The organism is Candidatus Dadabacteria bacterium (genome assembly GCA_026706695.1).
Taxonomy (GTDB): domain Bacteria; phylum Desulfobacterota_D; class UBA1144; order Nemesobacterales; family Nemesobacteraceae; genus Nemesobacter.
This window is the reverse complement of sequence record JAPOYE010000002.1, coordinates 1-22,412: the sequence shown is the minus strand read 5'-3', so window position 1 is coordinate 22,412 and position 22,412 is coordinate 1. Positions and strand designations below refer to the sequence as shown.

Genomic DNA, 22,412 nt, shown 5'->3' with positions numbered 1-22,412 from the left:
ATTTGACAATCGCTTCCTGTAGGCGGAATCGACCGTACAAAATGGCTTTTGATGGGCACCACCCCCCGACACGCGTCGTTCACTTCCCTGCTTGGGCATAATGAGTTTTATGGGTAGCAGTTTTTCATTCATTTCTAATCTCTTCTTTTTAATATCCAGCGATGCACCATTGACTTTGAAACACCTAGGATATGCGCTAATGCCGAGAGGCTGTACAGTCGCGGATTTCTTTTTCTAAGCATATAAGCTGCTTCTTCGAACCCGACCCCACGTGTCTTCGACACAATCTGGTCCTCAGCTGTTCCTCCTATCGACATGTTCTGTATAATTAAAAAGACCCTTGTGAAGCTTGGAGACTTGCCGAAACTTGCCTTGTACCTGTTTAACCGAGCACACACTTCGTGAATATCGGAACCTGAGAATCCGTCTGACAAATCAACAAGCAGTTCCAGTTCGCGTTTTTTGAATTCAATAGCTCGGCTGAAATTAACCCACATGCTGCGCCGCATCTGCTCATCCGGAAGGGCCAGTTCCATGCGGTAGCTAAACCGCCTCCAGATTGCCGCATCCAGAAGTTCTTCATGATTTGTGGCCGCCACAACTATCGATTGTCGTCCGATAGTATCGAGGTTCTGAATAAAGCTGTTTACGACTCGTTTCAACTCGCCAAGTTCTTGGGAATCTCCTCTTAACTTCGCAATTGCATCAAACTCGTCCAGAAACAGCACGCAGGGACGCTTAGCTGCGAATTCAAAAAGAGCACGTATATTCTTCGCTGTACTCCCGAGATAAGAGGAAATCAGACCGTCAAGGCGTGCTACGTAGAGATTAAGGCCGAGTTCTCGCGCCAAGTGCCGGATGAGTCGGTTTTTGCCAGTTCCCGGAGGACCGTGCACGACAAGGCTGAGAGAAGTGTCGTGACTTTGATTGTCAGTTTGCTCGTGACTCTTTGCTACGCTGATAAATTCATGCACAGTTTCCCACTGTTCATCTGTCAGTATAAGCGGAGGTTCTTTTGGGCAATCAACAAGTTCAATCAAGTGAAACCGGCTTTCGCTGTCTACAGGAAGAAAGTTTGTGAATTCAGCGTCAGTTGGACGAATCTGGTGGTCAGATTTTTCAAGCAGTTTTCGCAAACGCTTGGCCAATATCTCTTCCCCTTCCTTTTCAAGATTGTCGGCCAAGAAATTGGTATAATTCCTGACCTTGTCGATATCGAGACGTAAAGCCCCTTCAATGATACGAAGAAGCTCATTTGCGAAATGATTATGGCTTATCATGGAACGATAATATACTAAATCGGCACGGAAAAGCAAGTGCAAAATGCACGATTAATTCTAAAGGAGGAATTGTGCAACCCGTTTGCATATTCTGGCTGAAGGTGAATGCCAAATGACAAGTACCTTTCTTGTCCCCGTCGCAACAGGTTAAGTCACTCGCAATTCCCCTGAAATCAACTTGGGTAACAGGGTATCGCGTAGAGCGCTGGCAGCTTTTATTTCTCTGCGGCACTGGAGAACCCTGTTTAGTAATTTAGTAGCAATTAAGTCAAATGCTTCAACAACAGGTTGAGGAGGTGATATCACACCTAAAGATAAAACAGCATCTGCATGAACTCGCTGATGACTCTTTGATGTACCTGTTATAAGGGCTTTTATTCTCCTTTGAAGCAAATAGGAACGTAGAAGACAGTAGGTGTAGCTTTGTGTAAATGGTAAACGGGAACGAAGAATTAAGAATTCAGTTGAACATACAGATTTTTCCTCTATGTTTACGTCCACTAACCAAACACGTTCAATTTCCGGGTTAAGCCTAGAAAGAAGCACAGTTTCTGGAAACACTTTCAGCTTTGTGCTTTTGATGTCCTTTCCATATTCTGGTTTTGGAGTTTGCCCATTATCGAAGGCCGGTATACTGAAATGACTAAATAGTGTATCTGGTGAATGTATAGGATTCTCTGGCTTACGGGGTTGCTCAGTAACATCATTAAGTGTTGCAATTTTCCATCCATCTGGCACTTGACCTAGTTTGGAGTTAACAACCTGCTCAGGGAAAAGTTCCCACAAGTCTGCTGGCAAACCAGGGAGCGACTCGCCACGGCGCCAGCGGCCTTCCATTTTTGCCCGTACCGGGTCGAAATCAACAAACCATGATTTGAACAGTGCTTGGGCTATCTCCTCCAGCGTTTCGCTCATCCGCCTGTTTAATTCTATCTTGTCATCTAGGGCATCTAGGGTATGGGAAATGGCGCGTTGTTCTGGGAGAGGAGGCAATTTGAATTTCAAACACTCAATGTCGGTTGGTCTTATGGATGGATATGCCGAGGTACTATGTTCTGCTATTGTTTGAAGATACTCAACGATGTGATCTTGTGCTAGAAACCAGTAGATGAAGCTTGTATGAGCGTAACTACTCTTTGCTCTTATCACGGAAAAGCCGGTTGAAACTAGAAAGTTTTCTGGAATATTTTTAAGCAACCCGAAGTGCTTTTGGTTTGGGCGAACTGTTGAATATACAATATCACCTAGGCAAACTTTTCGGCGCGCCCTGCTCGGTATCTTATCCCTTCCAGTTATCAGGTTTTGGATTTTAGAAATTCTATTTTCTGTGATATTGCCAGTGTCAAGATAATTAATAAAAGGCCAAGCTTCTTTCGGGGAATATGTGGAGTCATTTATTACTATACAATCACCTAAGCTCATTGTTGGCCATTTGTTGTCCGTATCGAGCTTTTTTCCTTTCTGAACAACAATACATCCCCCTTCAATTATGTTCCGAAAACTCTCAGAAGTTAAAGCCCAGTCCACGATATCCACCCGGAAGGGAAGGTCGGACTGTACAAACGCTTCCAGCAGGTCACCCATGCGTATAATATCCAGCGGCTCAGCCGTCATTAACACCAGATCAAGGTCCGAGTATTCCCGTGCCGTCCACGTAACACGGGATCCGAAAGCCCGGACTTCAAGTTCAGGGACATGCTCAGTGAGAATTTGTCGGACAATCTCAAAATCGTCCGGCGAGATGTCAATACGTGCGTTCAGGGAGTATTTCTCCTTACAAGTTCGGCAAGCAGGAAACGGGCATCTTCCAGAAAATCATCCACAATCGAAAGAACTTCCTCAGCCTTATGCCTGTCATAGGTATGACTGGTGATGTTTCGCTTCTTTCTGTACTCAAACCAGCGTCTGGGTTCGGCGATCAGTCCCGCATCTGCCGCAACCCGTATCATGCTGCGGAAATCCATGGCGTCTACGTTGACTGGGTTAAAAGATGTCTGGGACAATTGCCGCCGAATGAAGCGGACAGACAATTCATAGGTGAATTCAAACGCTTTAATGACACCCGCCTGGAGAATTCTGAAAAGCAAAATGTCGTCGGAGGCTTCGTAGTCTCTGAATTTCTCCAGAAAATCTCCCATTTCCTCCACCGCGCTTTCAAGTGTTTCGACATCAAGTTTCATTCTATTATTTTCTCCTCACGACAAACAAGACATGAAGTTTAGGTCATCAGAGATCATATCCCAGCTTTTTAAGATTGGAGGCTATGGCCGCGTCAAGTCTGGCTGCCTCTTCACGCTGCTCACGGAGTTTGAGAGTAAGCCGCTTCATCTTGTCTTCAAAGGGTTCGCCGTCGTCTTCATCCGCTTCCGCCTCCACGTAACGTCCCGGCGTAAGAACATAGCCGTGGCGGCGCACCTGGTCTAAGGTTGCGCTTTTGCAAAGCCCCGGGACATCCTTGTACTCTCCGGAGTTCTTCTTGCCTCTCCACGCGCGATACGCTACGGCTACGCGGCTGATTTCCTCATCGGTCAGCTCCCGGTGTGTGCGGTCCACCATGCGTCCGAGTCCTCGCGCGTCAATGAAAAGAATCCCCTCTTTTTTCTCACGGGAGAGAAACCAGAGGCACGCGGGAATCTGCGTCGAATAGAAAAGCTGCCCCGGAAGAGCTACCACGCAGTCGACGATTCCAGTTTCTACAAGGTTTTTTCTGATTTCTCTCTCGCCGCTATAGGAAGAAGACATGGAACCGTTTGCAAGAACGAAACCCGCCGTCCCGCCGGGTGCGAGGTGGTGCACTATGTGCTGCACCCACGCGAAATTAGCGTTTCCCTCGGGCGGAACGCCGTATTTCCAGCGCTTATCCTCCCTCAGTCTCTCTCCGCCCCAGTCACTTACGTTAAAAGGTGGATTGGCGAGAATGAAGTCGGCCCTGAGATCGGGGTGTCGGTCATTGTGAAAAGTGTCGCCGTGGGCAATCTGAGCTTCAATTCCGCGAATGGCCAAATTCATTTTAGCAAGCCGCCAGGTCGTGTAGTTTGATTCCTGCCCATAGATTGAGATATTGGGTTTGACGCCTTTTGGAAGTTTTGACTTTCCCCTGCCACCACTTCCCGCGTGCGCTGTAACGAATTCGATGGATTGCACGAACATGCCAGAAGAGCCGCAGCACGGGTCATAAACCCGCCCCTTGTAGGGTTCAAGCATCTCCACCAGCAGCTTCACAACGCAGCGCGGGGTGTAGAACTCGCCTCCCTTCTTGCCTTCGGCGTTTGCGAACTGCGAGAGAAAGTATTCGTAGACCCTTCCCAGGACATCCTTTGACCGCGCGTCCCGGTTGCCGACTTTTATGTTGCTTACAAGGTCAATTACCTGGCCGAGCCTTTGCTTGTCCAGTGCAGCGCGGGCGTAGTCTTTCGGCAGAACACCTTTAAGTTCCCTGTTTTCCCGCTCGATTCCCGCCATGGCGTCGTCGACGAGTTTTCCTATGGTGGACTGCCTTGCCTGCGCCTTTATGTCCTGCCAGCGCGCTTCGGTAGGCACCCAGAATATGTTTTCCGCACGATATTCATCCGGGTCATCCGGGTCCGACCCCTTAGATACCTGCGTTTCAAGCTCACGACGTTTTTCCTCAAACGCGTCGGATATGTACTTGAGAAATATGAGTCCCAGAACGACATGCTTGTATTCGGCCGCGTCCATGCTTCCCCGAAGCGCGTTGGCCATGCCCCAGAGTTTTGCCTCATACCCTACTGTGGCGCCGTTTGCTTCCGGTGCCGTTTTCTTGCCGGGTGATTTTTTCTGTTTCATTCCATGGTTGCCGTGATATTCCGGATAACAAGCGCAAAGACCGCTTTTCCTCTGTATTCTACCTTGCCTTAGCCTGTTCATAAAACTTTCAGATGGTCTTTACGTCTTAACCGTCGCTGGCTGAGTCCAGTCCTGATCAGTGATTATCAATAGCGTTCCATATTGATAATTCTGCTTTCCCGATTACATTCTTTCTGCGTGGGGAGAAACTGTGCTTCCCGAAGCGTTGTATCTTTTCGGAATTTTCTTATGAGCGCATGCTCTGCCGATTCCCGGCTGTGGTGTGAAGGTGCCGAACACAGAAGGAAAAACCGGACCGAGGCGTATCTAATATGAGCGAATACCAGTACTACGAGTTTCAGGCTGTAGACCAAGCATTGAGCAAGGAGGACAGGGCGCAGCTGCGGGGAATCTCAAGTCGCGCGCAGATTACGGCAACAAGCTTTACCAACCACTACGAATGGGGTGACCTGAAAGCCGACCCGGCGGGCATGATGAAGCGCTGGTTTGATCTGCATCTCTACCTCGCCAACTGGGGCTCGCGCCGTTTTATGATCAAGCTGCCGAAAAAATTCGTTGACCGTGACAGGTTTAAGGATTTTTTGCCCGGCATTGACGAAGTGTCCATATATGACTTGGGAGACAGTACGGTTTTTGACTTCGATATCGGGGAAATGCCGGAGGATTCCTATGAGTGGGATGACGGTTCGGGCTGGCTTGCCTCCATGGCGTCGCTCAGGGCCGACCTGCTCTCGGGCGACTTACGGGTTCTGTATCTCGCGTGGCTTATTGGTGTTCAGTGGGGAACTGTTTCTGGTGATAAGATGGAGCCGCTTCCCGGCATTGGCAAGATGAACGGCGGTCTTGAAGCCTTCGCCGGTTTTTTCCGCATTGACCCTGATTTGCTGCAGGCAGCTTCGGAGTCAGGTGTTGTTTCCGAGACCCCGGAGCTTTCCCCCGAAACATTCCGCGCGGCTCTTGGTACCGTGGCGGATGAGGAGAAGATCTCCTGGCTTTACAGGCTGGTTCAGGGAGATCTTCGCGTGGCCGCCGAGGTGAAGAACAGGGCCGAGAGGGTCTTGTCTCCGTCTGAAGATTCAGATGCCCGGACGGGTCTTCGTACGGTATCCGAGTTGCGCGCTCGCGCGAGCGATGTAAGAAAGGCTCGCGAAGAAGCCGAGGCCAGGAAGCGTGAAGAGCGGCGGCTTGAGTCTGAGCGTCGCGAGGAGAAAAAACGCAGAGAGCATCTTGGTTGCCTGAGACTGCGTGGTAGAGAAAAGGTGTGGGGCGATATCGAAAAAGAGATAAGCAGGCGGGATGTTTCAGCTTATGAACGTGCCGCGGCCCTGATTTCCGATATGCGTGTGATTGCTGAAGAAGATGGCGCTTTGGATGCGCACTCAAGCCGCCTTGATTCTCTTCGGGAAAAACACAAGCGCAAAGCCCGATTCATTGAACAACTGGACAGGGTTTGCAGAGACTGAATTAAGTCCTCCGGTCTTGAATCGGGTCTGCCCGGCCTGAGCGAGTCCGGGGATTCCGGGGTCACTTCAAAAGACTTTCTGCAATTCTTCCGATTATCAGTTCTCTTCTTCCTTTATCCTCGAGAAAAGATTCTCTCCCTTCACAACGGACGTTCCCGGTTTCGTATGTCCCCACTCAGCATTCTCGACACCTGCATCCGCGGGCAGCCCTATTTTCCCCCTGATGTCCAGCGAGGTTTCCGGAAGAAACGGATAGATAAGAATGGAAATCACCCTTATGCTCTCTGCAAGCGTCCAGAGGACCGTTTCAAGCTTTTTTTCCTTCCCCTCCTGCTTCGCGAGTTTCCACGGGGCCTCGCTGTCCACGTACCTGTTTACAAGCCCTATGAATTCCCATATTCGCGACAGCGCCCTGTTAAACGCGAGATCCTCAAGGTCCGAGCGCACCAGCCGGCCAGTCTCGCGGCAGGAATCCTCTATCTCCTTCTCTCTTTCCGTGAATTCCGCCGGCTCAGGAACGATCCCTCCAAGGTATCTCTCGATCATTCCCAGAGAGCGGCTCACGAGGTTTCCGAGTCCGTTTACGAGTTCTCCGTTCACCCTGTTTACGAGCGATCTTTTCGAGTAATCCCCGTCCTGCCCGAAAGGTATCTCGCGGAGCAGAAAATAGCGGAATATCTCGGAACCGAACTCCTCCACCACCTTGTAGGGATCAACCACGTTTCCAAGGGATTTTGACATCTTCTCCCCCTCGACTGTCCACCATCCGTGGGCGAACACGGTTCTCGGAAGCGGAAGTCCCGCCGACATCAAAAAAGCGGGCCAGTAGACGGCGTGGAATCTGAGTATGTCTTTTCCCACGAGGTGAATGTCCGCGGGCCAGAATCTCTTGAAATCACCGGTTTCCCTAGGGAACCCAAGCGACGTAAGATAATTGGTGAGGGCGTCGAACCAGACGTAGACCACGTGTCCTTCCGGGCCGGGAACGGGGATTCCCCACGAGAAATTCGTCCTGCTTACGCTCAGGTCTCTGAGACCTCCCTCCACAAAACTTACGACTTCGTTTCTTCTGTAGCCGGGTTTTACGAACTCGGGATGTTCTCTGTAATGGCGAAGAAGAGGCTCCTGGTAACGAGAGAGCCTGAAGAAGTAGCTTTGCTCCTTTATTTTCTCCAGTCGGGGACGGCTTTCTTCAGGAAGCTTCATTATTTCTTCAAGCTGGGTTTCGGTTATGAAGGCCTCGTTTCTCACGTCGTACCAGCCCTCGTACTCGTCAAGGTATATGTCGCCGCTTTTCTCAACCAGTTTCCATATTTCGGATACGGCCTCGCGGTGGCGCGGCTCCGTGGTTCTTATGAAGTCGGTGTTCGAGATGCCGAGGAGTTTCCAGAGATCCTGGAACTTGACTACCACCCTGTCTGCAAGCTCTATGGGAGCTTCCCCGTTTGTCTCTGCGGTCTGCTCTATTTTTCTTCCGTGCTCGTCGGTTCCCGTGAGAAAGTAGACTTCATGTCCCGAAGCCGCCTTGTACCTAGCGATCGTGTCGGCCGCTATGGTCGTGTAGGCGTGGCCGATGTGGGGCACGTCGTTTACGTAGTAAATCGGAGTTGTTACGTAGAACTGGTTTTTCTTCATGTGTTTTCGAGATCCGTAAAATGGAAGTTGACAGGGATTAATAAAACACAACGGACGGGCATTTCAATTTTTTTATGTGCGCGGGAACCTTGACTCGCTGCATATCGAGCCTTTTCGGCGGGGATTACATTCTGGCGTAAAAGGTGCTGGATCAGGCCTTGTTGATCGTGGATTCGGCATATTCGAGCTGCTCCATTATCCACCCGAAATCTGGCGCGTTTCCGAAAAGCATTTCCTGCATTTGTTCATAATCCCGCTCAATCACGGCTCGCGGTTCTTCCTGCGGAAGCAACCTGAGAGATCCGGGTACGGCCTCTTCGAGTTTTTTCCATGCTTGCCGGAAGGCCAGCGTATTATGTGCTCGAACTTCATCCAGCAGCTTTGTATCGGACAGTGCGGATCTGCCGACATCTGTCGCCGTGATCATCGCCGCATCGTAGTAATGGCGTGAAATACGCTGTTTTTCTCTCGGAAGTCGTCCAGCGTCACGATAGCCGCAGTGCACGCCATGGAGAATAAGAAGCTTGTCGAGATAAGTCCGCTCGGGCGCTATAACCGTTATGTTTTTCACCTCAAGTGACCAGTCGGGCAGTTCATCGGCAATGTACGGAGTTATGGAACAGGCAAGATTAGGGTCCAGTGCCGATCTTGCTCCAGCTTCGATTTTCACTTGAGGCACCACGTAGTTGTTTTCTCCCGTTGTATATATTGAAGGATATCCGACTAATAAAGTTTAACCGTCCTGGTCGTTCGGATCAGGGAAGACTCGACATCCTCGCGCTACCTCATCAACCAGTATCGTAAGGTCTTTTTTCATATCTTCAAGAATATAGGCACTACATACCGACCTGAGTTCTTCAAAGAGTTTTTTTCGTTTTTTGTTTTCCGCGACGGTTGGATCCCGCTCCCCCTCAAACCCCAGATCTTTGCGATAGACGACTATGTCTACGTCTTCTGAGAATCGCTGTACGAGGCCGAAAGTCTTTGAAAGAGAAGTTCCGCCCTTGAAGAGAAGTTTCGGATGTTCCTCGGGAAGGCCGTTGTAAAGCGCGTCGAGAACTAGGCAGACCCAGAAGTCTTTCTCCGCATATTCGGGCAACGTTCCGAGGCGTTGTGCTGTATCCACGAACAAAGCTGCTCTGTCTTGTTCAGGGGTGGACAGAAATGATTTGAAGGCACCGTTCATGATCCAACCGCCTTGTTGTTCGTGACGTCATGTACAATCGGTCGCATCCAACCGGGCATGTAGCGGATACCTTGTGAGAGATCAAGCTTGACGTAGTCAGGAAGGACCCGTTTTAGAATCGGAACTACATCGGGGTCTTTGCTGGCATAAGGGCCGAGCCACCTGAGTGCCTGAACGACTCGGGCTCCAGGTTTTCCTGCCCAGCGCATGACACTTGGGGGTGCGTGGCGAAAGTACACAGAGAATCCGGCGATGGTTAATGTTCTGGATGTGCCGTCCGTATCGTAGACAACCTTTGCGGGTACTTGGTTAGTAAGACCGAGGAGGTTTGCGTACACTGATCCGCTCCGCATAATCTTGGCATCGTCTCGTCTTGTGACTGCCGCAACTGCGGAATAGAGGTCAGCAGGCGCTAACCGCTTGAGCAGCTTGCTTGTTCTCGGCACATCGTAAAGGCCGCGCCCAACCCGGCGCAACTGTCCCGCCTTGACCAGACGATACAATGCCTGATCAACAGCCGCACGGTTGCCCAAATCCAGAAAATCCTTCGGCGTACATACCCATCCTGTTTTCTGTTCTGACAACCTCTTCACTATCTGGTCAGCTATGCTGGACACTTGGCGACACTCCTTCGACTTCTGCTAGTTTAAAATCTGTTAGAAATTTACAGTATTTTTCTAAAACTGTAAATTGTCTGAACAGTCATTCTGATTTTTTCATACTGAGTTTTTGTTAGAAATTTATAGTATTTTTCTTACAAAAACAGGAACTGGAAGACCAAAGGATTTCTCTTTACCGCAGGTAGACTGATGTGGAAAACGGGTTTTTCGCGCTATACAGAACCACCCTTCAGGGCTGCTTGTCGACAAGGTTTCGGCGACCTTTCCTGTTCCCTCTGTTTCATGAGGGTGGGGCGATTGTGAGTACTTCCTCACTTGGCGTCTTTGCGGGATGGCTGTTTCGGATGATGTGGGTGGCGCAACTCACGGCGAAGTCCCGCCCAGATACCGAAAAGCATAACGATGAACAAAATGGTAAGCGGGAAGCTTGCGACGACAACCGCGGCCTGAAACGATCTGAGCCCGCCCGCGATCATAAGCACCGCAGGCACCACTCCCGCTATAAAGCACCAGAATTCACGTTGCGGCACCGGCGTGTCCATTTTGCCTCCGGCCGTTATGGAGTCAACGGCCAGAGACCCCGAGTCAAGAGAGACGACGAGGAAAAAAAACAGCAGCAATACGCTAAGAACGCTGAACAGCTTTGTAAGCGGAAGCGTTTCCAGCAGTTTGAACAAAGCGAGTTCAGGACGTCCTGCGTCGACCGTTTCAATCACTCCCGCGTAGCCGTCGAAGAGAAACTGAAAAACCGCGCTGCCTCCCAGGGCGTTCATCCAGAGTACGCAGAAAACTGTAGGCAGTACAAGCACGAAGAAAAGGAACTCGCGCACGGTTCTGCCCCTTGAAATGCGCGCGATGAACATTCCGACAAACGGCGCGTAGCAGAACCACCAGGCCCAGTAGAAAACTGTCCAGTCGTGTATGAAGTCCACGTCTTCGCGTCCCGTCCAGAGGCTGAGGGGCACTATGTTGGCCACATAGCTTGCGGTCGAGACCAGACAATGGCGGAGAATGTCAAGCGTCGGTCCGGCCGAGATGGCAAACAGCATCAGCGACACCGCGAGAATTATGTTCATGCGGCTTAGGAGGCCGATTCCGGTATTTATCCCGGTCAGCAGTGCCGCCATGGCAGTCAGCATTACAAGAACGATCAGTATTATCTTGGAGAGATCGGAGGGGGGAATTCCGAACAGGTAGTCAATACCGCCTGTTATCTGCTCGGTTCCGAAACCTATGGATACTGCAAGGCCGAACAGGGTGGAGAATACCACCAGCGTTTCAATCAGGTGCCCGGTCCAGCCCCACACGCGGTTGCCCAGAACGGGATAAAACACCGAACGCAGGGAAAACGGCATGCCCATGTTCTGGGAGAAAAGAGCCATTGACAGGCCCGCGACGGCGAATATAGCCCATCCGTGGAGTCCCCAGTGAAAAACAGATCCCGCGACGGCAATGGCAAAGGCGCTCTCGGTGTCGGAAGGATCAATGCCGAGCGGCGGGCTCTGAAAGTGATGCACGGGTTCCACCACGCCAAAAAAAACGAATCCGGCGCTTACCGAAGCCGCGAACAGGATCGCGAACCAGCTTGCGTAGGAGTAATCCGGCTTCGCACCCGCTCCGCCCAGACGCACCTTGGCAAGCGGGGAGACCATCACCAGCAGGCAGAAAAGCAGTATGATGTTGGCGGAGGTCATGAACCACCAGTGAAAGAGGGTTACGACCAGATTGCGGGCTTCCGCGAAGACCTCTGCCGTTTTCTCCTGAAAGACCGCCCCCGCCACGATGAAGAAAATGATTACAAAAGAGGAAATAACGAATGACGGGGCATGAAAATCAAGCCTTAGTATCCTGATATTTTCCCGCCCGCGCAGATAGGGACGTCCCTTGTGAATTTTCTGCCCGCGCGCCGGCTCTTTTTCTCGTTTCATTTTATGAAAAGAGTTTAAGCTACCGTGTTCGCACTTACAAAGCTTTCTCTGTCCGCGTCAGCGTCAGCGGGTCTCGCTCTTAAGCCCCTTCCATATGCTTACAGTCATCAGAATGAGCAGTATTGAGAACGGAAGCCCGGCTATGAGCGAGGCGGCCTGCAGGGATTTAAGGCCTCCTCCGAGAAGCAGGGCGATGGCGACCCCGCCCTCAAGGGTGCACCAGAACACCCGCTGCGAGGCGGGAGCGTCAAGCTTTCCTCCGGCGGATGTGATATCGATTACAAGCGAAGCCGAATCCGATGAAGTGATAAAGAAGATCACGAGAAGAACGACGCTTACAAAAGAGATGATCTGCGTCATGGGAAGCTGCTCTAGCATCTTGAAAAGCGCGAGTTCCGGTCTCCACTGGGTGATTATCTCCGTAACGCCCGTGTAACCGTCGAAGAGAAGCTGGTGGATGGCCGTGCCGCCGAAAACGCTCATCCACAGCAGGCAGAAAAGGGTCGGAAGAACCAAGACCCAGACAAGGAATTCGCGTACGGTTCTGCCCCTTGAGATGCGGGCGATGAACATCCCTACAAACGGCGTCCACGAAATCCACCAGGCCCAGTAAAAGGTCGTCCAGCCGTGCAGAAAGCCCGTATCCTCCCTCCCTACCCAGTTGCTAAGGGGTACGGCCTTTACGAAATAGTCCCCAAGTCCCGCGAAGAAGCTGGTCAGTATGTACTGCGTCGGTCCGGAGAAGAAAACGAACACCAACACAAGCAGTGCAAGTGCAACGGTGACCTGACTCAGGCGCCTGATTCCCACGTTGAGCCCGCTTAGCACCGAGATGGTGGCCAGGAAAGTGGTCAGGGCTATGAACACGATGTAAGTCATATCCGTCGCCGGAATTCCGAAAAGGTAGTCAAAACCGGCCACGGCCTGCTTGGCTCCGAGGCCGAGCGACGTGGCAAGACCGAACAGCGTGGCGAATATGGCAAGCACATCTATAATGTGCCCGCTCCAGCCCCACACGCGTTCTCCGAGAAGAGGGTAGAACGCCGAGCGGACCGTAAGTGGCAGTCCCCTGTTGTAGGAGAAAAAAGCGAGGCCCAGACCCACGGTTCCGTAGAACGCCCACGGTGAGAGTCCCCAGTGAAAGGTTGCCGCGGATATGGCGACGGCCTGGGTCGCCTTGGTATCGGACGGATCAATCCCCAGAGGGGGGTTAAGCAGGTAATAAACGGGTTCAAGCACTCCGTAGAAGAGCAGACCGATGGCGACTCCCGCCGTAAAAATCATTGAGAGCCAGGTGAACTTTGAGTACTCCGGAACAGCGTGAGCGCCGCCGAGGCGCACATTTCCCAAGGGAGACACAATCAGGAGAACGCAGAACAGAAAGCATATGTTGGCCGCGCTCATGAAAAGCCAGTCAAACTGGGTGGTAATCGAGACGCGAAGCGTCCCCAGCACTTCCGTGGCAGCCTCCCGGAAGATCAGCGCCCCGATCGTGAAAATGAGTATGGAAATGCCGGACGCCACGAATACCGGAACGTTTATATCAAGACCGAATATCTGCAGATTGCCCTGTCCGGCCGGGTGACCGTGAGTGTTGTTCATCTGTGTTTCCTCCGGTTTTTATTCGTAAAGGGTGAAATAGTAGCCCACGTTAACGTTAAAGCGTTTTTGCCACTCGTTGTTTCCGCTTGCGCCGAAGTCGTTTACCCCGTAGATGCTGCTGTAATCATCTCCCTCGCCGCCGACGAAATAATTGCCGTCGCTGAGGCCGAGCTCGGTGTAGATATAAAGGGAACCCCAGTACCACATAGTCCCGAAAGTCCAGAGGGAGCTGCTGTTGAGATCGCCTTTTTTGTTCATTATGGAACTCCACTCAACGTAGGGAGTGACGCCGTCGAGCCAAGAGATATCTGCTGCATTAATACCGTTGTACCTGAGGGAGACAGCCGGTATCCACGCTTCGGACGCCACCGGCCACGCGAAGTTAAAAGCTCCCATTGGGATAAGGTCGCCCGTGCCCCACGGAGTGTCGTCCGTAATGTCGTAGTTGTAATAGGAAATCTGCGAGTGAAGCGAGAAATCCCGAAGCGGGGTCACCGCGTGAGCGGAGACCGCCAGATGGCTGGCACCTGAGTCATCCACGCCCGTTCCCTCAAGCCCTCCGTACTGAAAGGACATGCCGATATCCCCTATGCTCCCGGTTGAATAGATCAGGCGCAGGTTCACCTGATGCCTTTCCTCAAAACCGTTTGTCGCCCCGGCCTCAACTGTTCCTTCCGCATCAGCTGTACTGCTCCATTTCACGGGGTCGTAACTGTACCGCGCGCTGTCTTTGCTGCTGCCGTCCCAGTGCCCCTCGTCCTCAAGATAGTAGGCAAGATCGACCGTGAGATCGCCGAAGGCTCTCGTCCATCTCACCCCGAGATCCATGTCGTCTGAAAGCCCGACGTAGTAATGCTGATCGAAGAACCAGCTGTTTGAAACTCCCCAGGCACCCGGTCCGAAAGGAACGCGGACGATGCCGGCCTTAAGGGTGCCGAAACCGTCTGACGTGTATCCGAGCCACGCAGTGTGCATCATGCTGTAATCGTCGTAATAGCGGTATTCGGCTCTTCCGATAACGCCGTTGTAGTCAAGGTCGACGTTGAGGCGCATGAGTTCAAAATCCGAGTCTCCGATGTTCTCCCCCCTGCGGCCATCATAATCGCCGTAGGCGTGGTTGGCGCGCATCGCGCCGCCGATTCTGATCGGACTTTTTTTCGGCTCTTCGGGCTGCTCCGCCACGGCAAGGGCTTCTGACTCCGCGAGTTTCTGCCGGGTCAGTTCAAGTTCCCCCTCAAGGTATTCTATATGTTGTTTTAACGCTTCGTTCTCGTCTGCTCCCTCGCCGGCAAGCGCCGCGGGGAGGGCAAATAGAAAAGCTATCATTACTAGAATCAGATTGCGCATGTATCACCTCATTTCTCGTGCTGAATTCTGGACATCCTAATCGCTTAGAATTCCAGTATAACACAAAGTTAGCGAGAAAGTCTAAGGAAAAGATTTTCGAGAGAAAGTTCGACGTTTGCGTTGTTCTCCGATATCCGCGCCATGGTTTCCTCAAGAGCGGCGAACTTGCCCAGAAGTTCGGATACGTCCCTTTTTTCCGAATATTCGCTTAGCCGCTCGATGAGGTCGGTGTTGACAATTTCCTCTTCTCTTCCGGAAGTTTTTAGAATCACGGAATCCCGAAGCCATGTCGAGAGTATGTCAAAAACCGTTTTCAGCTCTTCCGCTCCTCCGCCTTTTATCTCTTTCTGTACCCTCTCCACGGAGTGAAAAAGGGTAAGCGGTTTTTTTGCATCGACGGCCATTACACAGTCTATGTATTCAGTCCTTTTCCGAAGGTAATCCTCATTGGTGCCAAGCGCCCTTGAGATGCTTCCTCCAGATATCTTTGAGACGAGATCCGGGTCATTCTGCGCGGCCCCTTCCTTTTCCAGAAATCCTCTTACCTGCCCCGTCTCAAGGGGTTGGAAGACCACCGACTGGCACCTTGATCTTATGGTCGGCATCAGCAGGTCCGCAAGCGTCGTTATGAGAATTATGACGGAGCGGGGCGGCGGCTCTTCAAGGGTCTTCAGGAACGCGTTCTGGGCGTTGAAGTTCATTCTCTGCGCGCCGTCGATTATGAAAACCTTGTAGGGGTTCTCATAGGGCGCCAAGTGAATCAGCCTCTCCACGTCTTGTCTTACGTGATCCACCTTTATCGTCTTCTCGCCCGGGTATCCGAATACGAGAACGTCGGGGTTAAGACCTTTTTCTGTTTTTGCGCACGAGGCGCATTTGCAGTCAAGGTTCTCCGTTCCGCCCTCGGCGCAGTTTATGAGTTTCGCGAAGCCGGTTGCGACCAGTTTCTTCCCCACGCCCTCAGGTCCTGAGAAAAGGTATGCGTGCGAGATCCGGTTTTTGCGGACCGAGTTGCGGAGAAATTCCTTCTGAGATTCGTGTCCTATGATCTGCGGAAATCCCATGGTTTTTATCTTACCGGCAAGAACGGGCGTCTTCTATGACCGGGAGGTGGTTATTTTACATCTTCAGCCGATATGAATTCTTCAAGGAGCAGGGCTACGTGAATCGGAACCGCCTCGGTGAAATGGGAGACCTGCTCAAGACATGAGATGCCCGTTACGCAGACCCTTTCCGATTTCCCCAGGTTCCTTATTTTCGGGAAAAGACCGCATTCCCCCATGGCTTTTGATATCTCGTAGTGCTCTTTTTCGTAACCGAAGCTTCCCGCCATGCCGCAGCACCCGGCGTCGCTTGACCTAGCGTCGTATCCCAGATCGTTAAGAAGCGACAGGGTTTTTTCGAAATCGCCGACGGATCTTTCGTGGCAGTGTCCGTGAACGAGTATCCTCCCGTTTCTCTGCTTCCCGGGACCCGGGAAATTACCACCTTGCGCGCAGACAAATTCACAGACCGAGTGTATGTTCGGAAGGAGCGCGTCAAGGGGTTCGTTATCTGGAAGGAGATCGGCGTATTCATCCCGAAACGCGGAGAGGCAGCTGGGTTCTGAAAAGACCACCGGGATATCCCTTCTGACGTAATCTGAGAGAACCTTTACGTTGTGAACTGCATTTTCCCTGGCTTTCTCCACCATGCCGATACTCAGCATCGGCCGCCCGCAGCATTTTCTCTGTTTCTCTAAAATCACTTGGAACCCTAGGCTTTCAAGCACTACGGTAACAGCTTTTCCTATCTCGGGATAGAAAAACTCAGACCACGTGTCGTGGAAATAAACCACCTGTTTTCCGCTCTGGGGGTTTCCCTTCCTTTTCACCTGTTTTCCGTTCTGGGGATTTCTCTTCCTTTTGCGGAACCACCTGCTGAAAGTGTCTTCGGCAATCTGGGGAAGTGATCTTCTTCGGGAAATTCCTGCGAGCGAAAGCAGCCCTCGGGAAAAAGAACTCTCAAGTGCCCGGTTTAAAAAGCGGGGGAGGGTGCTGCGCACGGAACTTATCTCGTGCACTCGGGCAAAAAGACTGTCTCTTGCCGTAAACCCTGTTTTATTCTTGTAGAGAGCCAGGAACTCGGTTTTCATCTTGCCGACGTCAACCCCGGAAGGACATTCGGTGCGGCACGCCTTGCATCCCACGCAAAGATCGAAAACGTCGTAGAATCCTTTCTCGTAGATCGTGTCTGCGTCCATATGGCCCAGCAGAAGTTCCCGGAGCAGGCTGGCGCGCGCTCTTGTGGCATCGCCTTCGTCAAGGGTCGCCCTGTAGGAAGGACACATTATCCCGTCGGCGGTCTTTCTGCAGACCCCCTGGCCGTTGCACATCGCGGCCGCCGCTGCGAGACCTCCCTCCCGTGACCAGTCGAGAAAGGTGTTAATGCTTTCCTCAGACTTTCTTGCCCTCAGATTTGAGGAAGAATCGGCCCCGCGGACGACTTTTCCCGGATTGAGCACTCCCCGCGGGTCAAATATCTCCTTCAGTTTTTTCATTACTGAGTAAAGATCCTCTCCGAAGAGTCTTTCGTTAAGATAGCTTCTCTGGAGACCGTCTCCATGCTCGCCGCTCATTACCCCCGAGTAGCGAAGGACAAGCTCAAGGGTGCGCTCCGAAAGGGCTGTCATGTCGGATACTCCCTTCTGCTCCCGAAGGTCGAGAAGGGGCCTTATGTGCAGGCATCCGGCGCTTGCGTGGCCGTAGAAAGCGGCTTTGAGGCCGAACTCGTCAAGAAGCGAGGTCACGTCCCTCGTGTAGCGGGCCAGATTCTCCGCGGGAACCGAGACGTCTTCTATGCAAGGCACAGGTTTCCGGCTGCCCCTGTCGCTCATCAGGATTCCGAGCCCTGCCTTTCTTACGTCCCAGATTTTTTTCTGCTCCTCGCTCCCCAGTACAGCAAAGGCGGAATCAAGGGACTTCACAAGGTTCTTCGCCCTCTCCCCGGTCTGTCTTTCGTCGTCTCCCTGGAATTCGACCACCAGAATGGACCCCGGGGTTCCGTCAATGAAGGAGAGGGAATGGGAAAATCCTTTTTTTCTTCTCGCAAGACCTATCAGGGTTCCGTCAATAAGTTCTATCGCCGAGGGGTTGTGGGAGAGGATTTCCAAGACTGAGTCCATTGCCTCCGGGATTTCACGAAACGGGATGACGCAAAGCGCGCTTGAGAGAGGTTTTTTGACGAGGTTAAGCTCAAAATCGGTCGAGACCGCGAGGGTGCCTTCCGAGGAGGCAAGAAGTTTCGCGGGATTAAACTCCCCGTCCAGGAAATAGTTAAGCGAGTACCCCGAAGCTCTTCTCCAGTGTTTTGGAAAGTCAGTTTTTACAAGCTCCACGCTTTCCTTTTTAAGCGCGGCGAGTTTTTCGAAAAGGCTTTCCGCGATGCCGGGTCCTCCACCGCGTCTTTTGTAATTCTCTCCGGAAAGCTCGAGAGAAGACCCGTCTGCGAGCACGACATTTGAGGAAATCACGTGATCGCCCGCCATTCCGTAAAGTATGGAGTGAGCTCCCGTGGCGTTGTTCGCGACAGCTCCCCCTACGGTGGCAACGCTTGCGCTTGAGGGGTCCGGTCCGAACATGAGGCCGAGGGGCGAGAGGTTCCTGTTAAGGTTGTCGATCGAGATTCCGGGCTCCACCCTGACTTTCCTCCCTCCGGCATCCACGTCGATCACCCTGTTCATGTACTTTGACAGGTCAAGGATTATTCCTTCGCCTACCGCCTGTCCGGCAAGGCTTGTCCCGGCCCCGCGTACCGTGACCGGTATGTCTCGGGCGGAAGCCTCGGAGACGGTGATCTCTATGTCCTGGGGGGTTTTCGGGATTACGACCGCTTCGGGGAGAATTCTGTAGTTGCTTGCGTCCGTGCTGTAGATGGCCCGGTCAACGAGGCTTTTTCTTATCTCGCCCCGGATCTGTGTGGCAAGCGTCCTGCTCAGATCTTCGATTTTTGATTTCTCCATGGAAACCAGTGTCGGCCGGGGTGTTTCGGGACAAAAGACTGCACGGGGGAGAGAAGGTCTTCAGGCCCCGCCGTTTTCAAATGTTCTCAGTATCCCGTAGGTCGTGTCGCGTTCGGCCGGGATTCTGCCTATTTCTCTGGTGAGTTTTCTGAACTCCTCGGGCGGGAAGTACTGTCCGTAACTTGCGCCGGCAAAACGGGATATCTGCTCTTCCATGAGCGTTCCCCCGAAATCGTTTGCCCCGGCGGTGAGAGAGAACTGGGCGAACTCAGGCCCCTGCTTTACCCAGGAAACTTGTATGTTGTTTATCCATCCCCGAAGCATCATACGGGAGACCGCATACATTTTCAGCTGGTCAAGATCGGTCGGGCCCTTTTTTACCTTTCCCTTGGAGTGAATAAATAGCCTCGTGTTCCAGGGAATGAAGCGAAGCGGCACAAATTCCGTGAACCCTCCAGTCTCTTTCTGTATGTCCCTCAGGATTCCGAGGTGTATGGCCCAGTGATGTCGCTTGTCCAGGTGACCGTACATTATGGTCGAAGTGGTCCTCATTCCCTCCTTGTGGGCTTTTTTAACCACCCTTATCCATACCTCGGTCGGTATCTTCCTGGGAGCGATTACCTTTCTTACTTCTTCAACCAGAACCTCGGCCGCGGTGCCGGGGAAGGTGTTGTGACCAACGTCCTTGAGTTTTCTTATGAAATCTTCTTCCTCTATGCCGAGAGTCTTTGCGCCGTAGTAGATCTCGTAGGGGGAGAAAGCGTGGGTGTGCATCTCGGGCACGGCTTTTTTTACCGTCTTTATAAGCTCGATGTAGAAATTGCCGTCTATCTCGGGATGCATGCCTCCCTGCATGCATACCTCCGTCGCGCCTATCTCCCAGGCTTCAACGGTTCTCTCCGCGACTTCGTCCATCGAGAGGAAGTAGGCCCTGTCGTCCCCCTCGTCCGCCATAAAATTGCAGAATCCGCAGTAAACGTCGCATATGTTAGTGAAGTTTATGTTTCTGTTAACGACGTAAGTAACCACGTCCCCGACGTCTTCCTTTCTTATCCGGTCGGCCGCGAGGGCGAGGGCGGATATCTCGTCTGTATCCTCTATGCTGAAAAGATGGATTCCGTCTTCAACCGAAATCTCCTTTCCCGAAATCGCGTCCTCGATTATGCGTCCCGTCGTGCCGTTTATGCGCGACATCACCCCATCGACGCCGAGGGGCCTTCTTTGCTCTATGGAGTCTATTATTTTGTTTATGTCTTCCATTTTTTCAGTTTACGGGAACGTATCCCCTCTCATCAACGCGCTCCCTTACCTTGCCGAGAACATAGGGGTCTATCCAGCGCTCGTCTATGTACTCGGGATAGACGGGAAGTCTCTCCCGAAGTTCGTAACCCAGCGCCTTTACCTCCCTTTCCATTCTCTCAACCTGCGGCCACGGAGCCTCGGGGTTGACATAGTCTATGGTGAGAGGCGACACGCCGCCAAGATCGTTTATTCCGGCCGTCAGGTAAAAAGTGAAATTCCTGTTGTTAAGGTTAGGGGGTATCTGTATGTTCATTTCCCCTCCGAATATGAGCCTCGAGATGGCGACGGTCTTCAGCATCTCAAGGAAATCGGCGGGAGGGTACTCCTCCATCTTTATCCCTTCCTTGGGGTTGAAGTTCTGAATTATTATTTCCTGCAGGTGACCGTACCTGCCGGAGAGTTCAAGCAGGGCGTAAAGCGAGTCGATTCTCTCTTCGAACGTTTCCCCGATTCCCACCAGTATGCCACTTGTCCATGGAATACTGAGCTCGCCCGCATGCTCCATTGTCTCCATCCTGAGCTTCGGGACCTTGTCGGCGCAACCGTGGTGGGCGTTTCCCTTCTTAAGCAGTCTCTCGCTTATGTTCTCGAGCATGAGGCCCATGCTGGGGTTGCTTTTTCTGAACCCGGAGAGTTCCTCCGGGGTTGAGAGTCCGAGGTTCGTGTGGGGGAAGATTCCGTGCTCAAGTCCGGTCTTTCCCATGTCGATCAGGTACTCCGCCGTTGTTTCATAACCGATTTCCCCGAGTGCGTTCCTGTATACCTGGTAAGCGAGTTCCGGCTTGTCGCCCGTGACGAAAAGAAGTTCCGTGCATCCCGCCTTCGCTCCTTTTTTCGCCATGTCAACGACCTCTTCAGGGGCCATGAACAGCGCTCCCTCTCCCGGTTCTATCTTAAACGTGCAGTATCCGCAGCGGTCCCTGCAGAGCTGGGTAAGGGGTACGAAGACATTCTTGGAGTAAGTTACGGTTTTTCCCTTCGAGCGGTTCCTGATGGCCGATGCGGCCAGAAGAAGAAAAGGGACTTCCTTGGGAAAAAGCTCCGAAAGGTAGAGTGCGTCTTCGCGCGTGACGTTTTCTCCCTCGATTGTTTTTGATATTACTCTCTCAAGCTTTGGTGAGGGACGAAGTTCCGAGAAGTCTCTTGCGCTGAATGTTCCAAGCAGCATGGCGCTTTCACTCACGCCGAATGTTTTTTCCCAAATTTCAGCTAAAAAGGTCATATAAAGAAACCACCCGTTGCGCTTCCCGCGCGGAATCAGTTTCAACACCACCAACCCCGCCTCTAAGTATCTTATACGGGGAGCGTTTTTGTCAAGGAATGTAGCGAGGATTTATGAGAGGAACCGCAGGGTACCTTGTTCGAAAGTATGCTAGGTTCAAGGTACTGTTTTACCTGAAATGGTTTCGTTGGAGCTAGGAAGACTGTCGGGTACGTCCGTTCCGTCGCATCGGGACGGTATCCGCGCGCGGGAGCGCGCACGTCTACCGAACTTCTCCGGCATCTTTTGCGGTCCTTGGCGCATCGCAACGGGCCTTCTCCTCCTTGCCACCATCATGCTCGGTGTGCCGACGGGACCGGCCCGCGCACAGACCGACTCGGAATCGGCCACCTACACGGTAACGTTTGAAGGCAACTGGAACACCGACAGCACGCCCGACGGGGTTGTGGGCGGTGCGCATTTCACGACCCTAATCGGTGCCGTACACAACAGCGATGTGACTTTCTGGGCGGTGGGTGAGATGGCCACTGCTGGCGTGGAGAGGGTGGCGGAGCTTGGCATCACGGGTACGTTTGAGACAGAAATCAGCAATGCCGAAGAAGGAACTGTAATATCCATCGTCAAGAAAAACGGCACCTCTGCCACGGGTACGAGGACATTTGAAGTCGAATTCAGCCGTACTCATCCCCTGCTTACCCTCCTATCGATGATCGGTCCCAGCCCGGACTGGTTTGTGGGCGTCTCCGCTCTGTCTTTGCTGGATGAATCGGATGACTGGCTACCCTCTCACACGGTAGACCTGTTTCCCTATGACGCCGGAACCGAGAACGGGGAGGAATTTTCACTGAGCAATAGCGCTACCAGTCCACAGGGAGACATCACAAGTCTCAGGGGACAGGGCAGGTTCTCCGACGTGCGCATGGCAAGGTTGAGCTTCACTCTCAACAACGTCATTCCGCCGCTGGAAGAAACGGAAACCGGGGAGGTGGATACCGACGG

15 protein-coding genes and 1 pseudogene are annotated in these 22,412 nt (G+C 52.3%); 2 read left to right on the top strand and 14 right to left on the bottom strand.

Features of this window, described 5'->3' with window-relative positions; genetic code table 11:
- Positions 1-134 precede the first annotated feature (134 nt).
- The 4 genes from OXG10_00100 to OXG10_00085 form a co-directional block, all read right to left on the bottom strand.
- Positions 135-1,280, bottom strand: coding sequence for an ATP-binding protein (locus tag OXG10_00100; protein ID MCY3825774.1), 1,146 nt, complete (start codon positions 1,278-1,280; stop codon positions 135-137).
- A 147-nt stretch (positions 1,281-1,427) separates the two neighbouring features.
- Positions 1,428-2,990 (bottom strand): restriction endonuclease subunit S, encoded by a 1,563-nt coding sequence (locus OXG10_00095; protein MCY3825773.1) that lies wholly within the window; start codon positions 2,988-2,990, stop codon positions 1,428-1,430.
- A gap of 47 nt (positions 2,991-3,037) precedes the next feature.
- A complete protein-coding gene (locus OXG10_00090; GenBank protein ID MCY3825772.1) occupies positions 3,038-3,460 on the bottom strand; it encodes an HI0074 family nucleotidyltransferase substrate-binding subunit in 423 nt (140 codons plus the stop codon).
- A gap of 46 nt (positions 3,461-3,506) precedes the next feature.
- Positions 3,507-5,087 (bottom strand): class I SAM-dependent DNA methyltransferase, encoded by a 1,581-nt coding sequence (locus OXG10_00085; GenBank protein MCY3825771.1) that lies wholly within the window; start codon positions 5,085-5,087, stop codon positions 3,507-3,509.
- A gap of 332 nt (positions 5,088-5,419) precedes the next feature.
- On the opposite strand from OXG10_00085, the gene OXG10_00080 reads away from it, so the two are divergent.
- The gene (locus OXG10_00080) at positions 5,420-6,571 is read left to right on the top strand and encodes a hypothetical protein (protein MCY3825770.1); all 1,152 of its coding nucleotides are present in this window, start codon (positions 5,420-5,422) and stop codon (positions 6,569-6,571) included.
- 96 nt (positions 6,572-6,667) lie between these two features.
- Here the strand turns inward: OXG10_00080 and metG are convergent, their stop codons facing one another.
- The 10 genes and pseudogenes from metG to cofG all read right to left on the bottom strand — a co-directional run bounded on the left by metG (position 6,668) and on the right by cofG (position 21,374).
- The gene (gene metG / locus OXG10_00075; GenBank protein MCY3825769.1) at positions 6,668-8,206 is read right to left on the bottom strand and encodes a methionine--tRNA ligase; all 1,539 of its coding nucleotides are present in this window, start codon (positions 8,204-8,206) and stop codon (positions 6,668-6,670) included.
- Between the two features lie 151 nt (positions 8,207-8,357).
- Positions 8,358-9,392: pseudogene (locus tag OXG10_00070) on the bottom strand (nucleotidyl transferase AbiEii/AbiGii toxin family protein).
- Complete coding sequence (locus OXG10_00065; GenBank protein ID MCY3825768.1) at positions 9,389-10,009, bottom strand: DUF6088 family protein; 621 nt, start codon at positions 10,007-10,009, stop codon at positions 9,389-9,391. Before OXG10_00065 ends, OXG10_00070 begins: the two are co-directional and overlap by 4 nt.
- Positions 10,010-10,323: 314 nt before the next feature.
- A complete protein-coding gene (locus tag OXG10_00060) occupies positions 10,324-11,940 on the bottom strand; it encodes a BCCT family transporter (protein ID MCY3825767.1) in 1,617 nt (538 codons plus the stop codon).
- A 63-nt stretch (positions 11,941-12,003) separates the two neighbouring features.
- Entirely contained in the window at positions 12,004-13,542 is a 1,539-nt protein-coding gene (locus OXG10_00055) for a BCCT family transporter (GenBank protein MCY3825766.1), read from the bottom strand.
- An 18-nt stretch (positions 13,543-13,560) separates the two neighbouring features.
- Positions 13,561-14,889, bottom strand: a complete 1,329-nt coding sequence (locus OXG10_00050) for a hypothetical protein (GenBank protein ID MCY3825765.1) — start codon at positions 14,887-14,889, stop codon at positions 13,561-13,563.
- A gap of 68 nt (positions 14,890-14,957) precedes the next feature.
- Entirely contained in the window at positions 14,958-15,953 is a 996-nt protein-coding gene (gene holB, locus OXG10_00045; protein ID MCY3825764.1) for a DNA polymerase III subunit delta', read from the bottom strand.
- A gap of 50 nt (positions 15,954-16,003) precedes the next feature.
- On the bottom strand, positions 16,004-18,889 hold the full coding sequence (locus tag OXG10_00040) for an FAD-binding protein (GenBank protein ID MCY3825763.1): 2,886 nt from the start codon (positions 18,887-18,889) through the stop codon (positions 16,004-16,006).
- Positions 18,890-18,949: 60 nt separating this feature from the next.
- Entirely contained in the window at positions 18,950-20,149 is a 1,200-nt protein-coding gene (gene cofH / locus OXG10_00035; GenBank protein ID MCY3825762.1) for a 5-amino-6-(D-ribitylamino)uracil--L-tyrosine 4-hydroxyphenyl transferase CofH, read from the bottom strand.
- A gap of 4 nt (positions 20,150-20,153) precedes the next feature.
- Entirely contained in the window at positions 20,154-21,374 is a 1,221-nt protein-coding gene (gene cofG / locus OXG10_00030; protein MCY3825761.1) for a 7,8-didemethyl-8-hydroxy-5-deazariboflavin synthase CofG, read from the bottom strand.
- A gap of 217 nt (positions 21,375-21,591) precedes the next feature.
- On the opposite strand from cofG, the gene OXG10_00025 reads away from it, so the two are divergent.
- Positions 21,592-22,412: spondin domain-containing protein (locus OXG10_00025; protein MCY3825760.1), on the top strand; the 821-nt coding region annotated here is incomplete at its 3' end.